This is a genomic window from Skermanella stibiiresistens SB22, assembly GCF_000576635.1.
Classification (GTDB): domain Bacteria; phylum Pseudomonadota; class Alphaproteobacteria; order Azospirillales; family Azospirillaceae; genus Skermanella; species Skermanella stibiiresistens.
Genome location: NZ_AVFL01000181.1, coordinates 1 through 211, shown reverse-complemented (window position 1 = coordinate 211; position 211 = coordinate 1). Strand labels below are relative to the sequence as shown.

1 protein-coding gene is annotated in these 211 nt (G+C 73.9%); it reads right to left on the bottom strand.

The window, feature by feature from the left end; genetic code table 11:
- Positions 1–211, bottom strand: a 211-nt coding sequence (locus tag N825_RS35965) for a tetratricopeptide repeat protein (RefSeq protein ID WP_037462702.1), incomplete at both ends; no start/stop codon positions are given.

The following is a 211-nucleotide window of genomic DNA, read 5'->3' as shown; positions in this document are numbered from 1 at the left end:
TGGCCAGGTTGTTGAGCGACAGGGCGAGGTCGGGCCGGAAGGCGTCTGGCCGCGCCGCCGCCAGCTCCTGGTAAACAGCCACCGCCTCCCCGGCGCGTTCCAGCGCCTCCTCGCGCCGCCCGAGAGCGCTGAGGAAGCTGGCCAGGTTGTTGAGCGAGCCGGCGAGGTCGGGCCGGAAGGCGTCTGGCCGCGCCGCCGCCAGCTCCTGGTA